Below are 3,989 nucleotides of genomic sequence, written 5' to 3' on the forward strand. Positions count from 1 at the left end.
GGCTATGTCATCAATCTCATCTTGAATGACCGACACTAAGTGCGAAAGTGTTCTCTTATGACGATAAACATCTCGCTTTACTGGTATCGGTCCTCCAGTCTTAACCCGAATATAATGACGTGTCATCAAAATACCTCTCAGTAAAAATTATTACTATTGATATTATATATATTGTGTAGTATAGTGCACTGATGGTAGCGATAATAAAAACAACAGATGAATTCGATAACTGGTTAGAAAAACTTAAAGACAGAAAAGCTGCTAATATAATTCTTGCAAGGCTTCATAGAATTCGTTCAGGGCTTTTGGGTGATGCAAAGTTTTTTAATGGTATAGGTGAATTACGTATCCACTATGGTGCTGGTTACCGAATTTATTTTACAAAAAAAGGCGATAAAATCATTATATTGCTTTGTGGTGGTGACAAATCCACACAATCCAGTGATATTCAAAAAGCCTTATCTCTTTTAGAGGATCTTAAAAATGAAATTGAAAACCTTTAACTTTGAAAAACACCTCACAACACCAGAATCTCAAGAAGTCTTTTTAAATGAAGCCTTTAAAACTGGTGATGCCTCTCATATAGCGGATGCCCTTGGTATTGTTGCTAGAGCACAAAATATGAGTGCCTTAGCAAAAGAAACCAATCGCGAACGCAGTGGATTATACCGCTCTTTAAGCAAAACAGGTGATCCTAAACTTTCTACCTTAGTCGCTGTCTTATCTGCCCTTAATTTACAACTCTCTGTACAATCTGCTCCATAAATCGTGAGGGGAATTAAGCCTTCCCCTATACCTCTCAACGATTGGTCACGAATTGCACGACCACAACACACTCACCAGCCGCGGTTGTTTTATCCCGTGTTGCATAAAGCGTAAGCTCTTGATCTTCTGGAACAAACTCTTTTTGGTTGGTTGATGTAAAATCTTGAGTGCTTTGGGTTTTGATATCCTTTTCACTAAACTCATTACCACCATAGGTGCTGCCTATCTTTAATTTCGCATCCGAAAACGCTGTCTTCACAAACGCTTTAATCGAAAGGATCATTGCACCACGCGGTAAAGTCCCGATTTTGCGCGTCAAATGCTTATCTTTATGCGAGATATTCAAACGCAAAAAACTGACCTGATGTGTATGAAGATCTCTGCCGTGTAAGTGTCCTGTTACGCCATCTACCATGTCCTATTTCCTTTCCTCATCACTCAACTTCACCGCTGTAGGTGGGGATAACTATCGTTCCAAAATCTTGGGCTCCTTGTGCTCTTCCGGGCATTTGGAAACGCGTTTTCTTCATGCCCATAATTGTATGCACTCCAAAACCGTATTCGCGTTTGTAGTCGAAGGTTTCTTCTTCGATTTTATAGCGGGTCTTACCGTAACTCTTACCAAATGCCATAACGACACTTTGCGCTCCAAGCAAAACAGCACGGCGCACACCTGCAAGACGTGTACTATCCGTGGATTTAACACCATTGGTGACATGCTCTGATTCACGTAAAATCACACCGTTGTACATGCCTAGAGAACCATCAAAGATTGGGTTTTTGGAACGCGAACCGGTATAAGCAGCTTTCTGAATATCAAGCCATTGACCCGTCTCTGTATTAGTGCGCAATTGTGTCACCTGAATGGGATGCAAATACAACACATAAACACTCTCGCCATTCACGCGAACCGGTCTAATTTTAGGATTCGCTAGCTTAGCGCACTGAAGCGCTTCATCTATCAATTTAAGATTAAAGCTGTGTTTGGCTTTTTCTGTAAGCTCTTCATCCTTGGTTTTTGCTTCTGGTCGCACAATGCGCTTACTGCTTGGAGCTAATGGTGCATTAAAGCCCCAAAAAAGAGGATCAAGATCAACCAGTTCTCCCTCAAAATTAAGCCTGTTGGCTGTATAACCGCAAGCGTGAACGAAAAACATCAAACTCAAACGGTCCGCATACCAATCTGATAAACTGTTTTTGGCTTCTTCGCGCAAATTAAACAATGTGCGCTGATTATCAATAGTGCCTTCATTGGCAATTCTTGTTCCATGATAAAGTTCATTGATATACAGTTTATCATGAAGGAATTGTAGTGCCTCTTCATTGCCTTCAAGGGTTTCACCCTCACTCACACCACGTCCTGATAACTGAGCTCGCAGACTAAATGTTACACAATCCCCTTTGCCTTTTTGCGTCTCTGTTTTCACCTGAATAATGCTATTGGAATCCTGCCCCATCAAAGGAGCAATAGGAGTTGCTTTGGAGACCTCCGCATCAAGAATTCTCGCCCATGTTTTTAACGCATGGGGATCATTAATCCCTATATGTGTTGTTGCCATTTATTTCACCTTTCTTTGCTATAAAAAAACCGGCTTAAAGCCGGACCACCAACCCGCACCAAAGGCGGCTTATTCTCTAAAAGTCTTTCACTTAATCTTCATCATCTGCACCACTCAATTTGCGTATAAGCACTCGGTTCTTTGGATTACTGTACCACGCTTGAAACTCTTTATCCGTCATAGCGTCCATCGTTTCCCATGAAAGTGGACCCGTCACGCCCCCTCCACCAGATGCCGTTAAGGTTCTCGCAGAATTCTGCCGACTTTGAAGTTCTGCAACTTGATTATTCGCTTGCACTGCTTGGTTCTGATAGCCAAGGTTTTGTGCTATTCTATAAATTTCTTCTGCCGGATTGAGATCTCTTTGTGCACAAGTCGCTACAAGCGCATGCAATTGATCTCTTATAATCGCATCTATTGTGTTTTGTTGTCCATACTCAGGATAAAGTGATGACCAAGAACTCAATTCCTTTGCGCGTGCCTCATAAAGAAAATTTGCCGCGGCATCAAAATCACTGGATTTATTTTGAAACGACTTAACAGAATTATTAAAAAATTCACCAAGACGTATATCATGCTGCTGCTGTTCCTCAGCTTGTCTTAGCGCTTCTTTCTGTTCCCTAATATACGCATCTTGCTTTTGAATCTTATCTAGCATCCACGCCACTAAACGAACAGGGTCCTCACGTAGGTCTGGGGGTGCATTTTCACCTTCAACCATTGGCGTCTGGGATTGGGGTTCATAAAACTTGACAAGCGCTTCACGGGCTTGTTTGGCTTGTTGCTCCACACGCTGCTGTTCTATACTAGGAACAATCTCTGAAGGCTTTTCAACGGGCTGTGCAACCGGCTCTGGAGAGGTGACATCATCATTATCAATCGTTTCACCATCATAAGTGCCAGCATCAAAAGAGCTCTCATCATCAAAGACCGGTGCTCCAACTCTGTAATCTTCATTCATAGCTTCATTCATTTCTGCATTCATTCTTTCACCTTTCTCAACTATGCATACCTCTGTGTAATGCTATTCGCTCTCGCATAATCTGATTGTGTGCCTGATCATTGAGAAGCTTCTGCCGTTCAATCTCATAGCGTTGCTTCATCAGTTCTGCGTCTGTTTTTGCTCTCTCTTGATGCACAAAAAGATCAATCTGCTTTTGTTGCAAATCCATCTGATGCATCTGTGCTTTCGTCTCTAAGTCTTGTTGCTTTTCCTGCAACTTCATTTCCTGCTCGGGATCCATCTGCTGTTGTTGTGCCATTTGTTGCTGTTGGAACTTCTCACTGACACGATTGAGTAATGACGCAGGCAAGGGTGAGTAACGAAGTAGATCAAGCATAATATCCGGCGTAATGGCATTTTGAAGCAATGGGAGCAGCTGTGTGATGATACCGAAGGTGCGCTCTTTCTCATTCGGGCTGGTTGGCGCATCATCAACTACAATATCATACTCGACACTCGTTACTTCTTCACGCGTCAATGGAATATATTGCGCATTCTCTTCACCAGATATCCGTACCAAACGACCATCGGACAAGTAATTCTGTATCAAGTGCAAAATAATCTTACCTTGCCGCTTGCGGTACAAACGTAAACCATCAAACAGACAAGCAAGCAGATTTAAACTGGATTGGCGTCGTTGTGCCTCCAAAATACCCGCTTGT

General features: G+C 42.2%; 5 protein-coding genes and 1 pseudogene. 2 read left to right on the forward strand and 4 right to left on the reverse strand.

What is annotated here, in order from left to right:
• Nucleotides 1–191 precede the first annotated feature (191 nt).
• Both ACFIK4_RS09600 and ACFIK4_RS09605 read left to right on the forward strand, forming a co-directional pair.
• Nucleotides 192–503 carry a type II toxin-antitoxin system RelE/ParE family toxin gene (locus ACFIK4_RS09600; protein WP_017196508.1) on the forward strand — a complete coding sequence of 104 codons (312 nt, stop codon included), beginning with the start codon at nucleotides 192–194 and terminating at the stop codon, nucleotides 501–503.
• A complete protein-coding gene (locus tag ACFIK4_RS09605; RefSeq protein ID WP_273788712.1) occupies nucleotides 484–765 on the forward strand; it encodes an addiction module antidote protein in 282 nt (93 codons plus the stop codon). The genes ACFIK4_RS09600 and ACFIK4_RS09605 overlap by 20 nt, the downstream gene beginning before the upstream one ends.
• A 34-nt stretch (nucleotides 766–799) precedes the next feature.
• On the opposite strand, the gene ACFIK4_RS09610 is transcribed toward ACFIK4_RS09605, so the two are convergent.
• The 4 genes and pseudogenes from ACFIK4_RS09610 to ACFIK4_RS09625 all read right to left on the reverse strand — a co-directional run.
• Nucleotides 800–1,180, reverse strand: coding sequence for a hypothetical protein (locus tag ACFIK4_RS09610; RefSeq protein ID WP_375633221.1), 381 nt, complete (start codon nucleotides 1,178–1,180; stop codon nucleotides 800–802).
• A 19-nt stretch (nucleotides 1,181–1,199) separates the two neighbouring features.
• Nucleotides 1,200–2,324, reverse strand: a complete 1,125-nt coding sequence (locus ACFIK4_RS09615; RefSeq protein WP_375675834.1) for a N4-gp56 family major capsid protein — start codon at nucleotides 2,322–2,324, stop codon at nucleotides 1,200–1,202.
• Between the two features lie 91 nt (nucleotides 2,325–2,415).
• Nucleotides 2,416–3,309, reverse strand: coding sequence for a hypothetical protein (locus ACFIK4_RS09620; RefSeq protein ID WP_375675835.1), 894 nt, complete (start codon nucleotides 3,307–3,309; stop codon nucleotides 2,416–2,418).
• 13 nt (nucleotides 3,310–3,322) lie between these two features.
• Nucleotides 3,323–3,989: pseudogene (locus ACFIK4_RS09625) on the reverse strand (phage portal protein); the annotation flags it as partial.

It is taken from the genome of Bartonella sp. AP9QHHD (genome assembly GCF_042195625.1).
Classification (GTDB): domain Bacteria; phylum Pseudomonadota; class Alphaproteobacteria; order Rhizobiales; family Rhizobiaceae; genus Bartonella.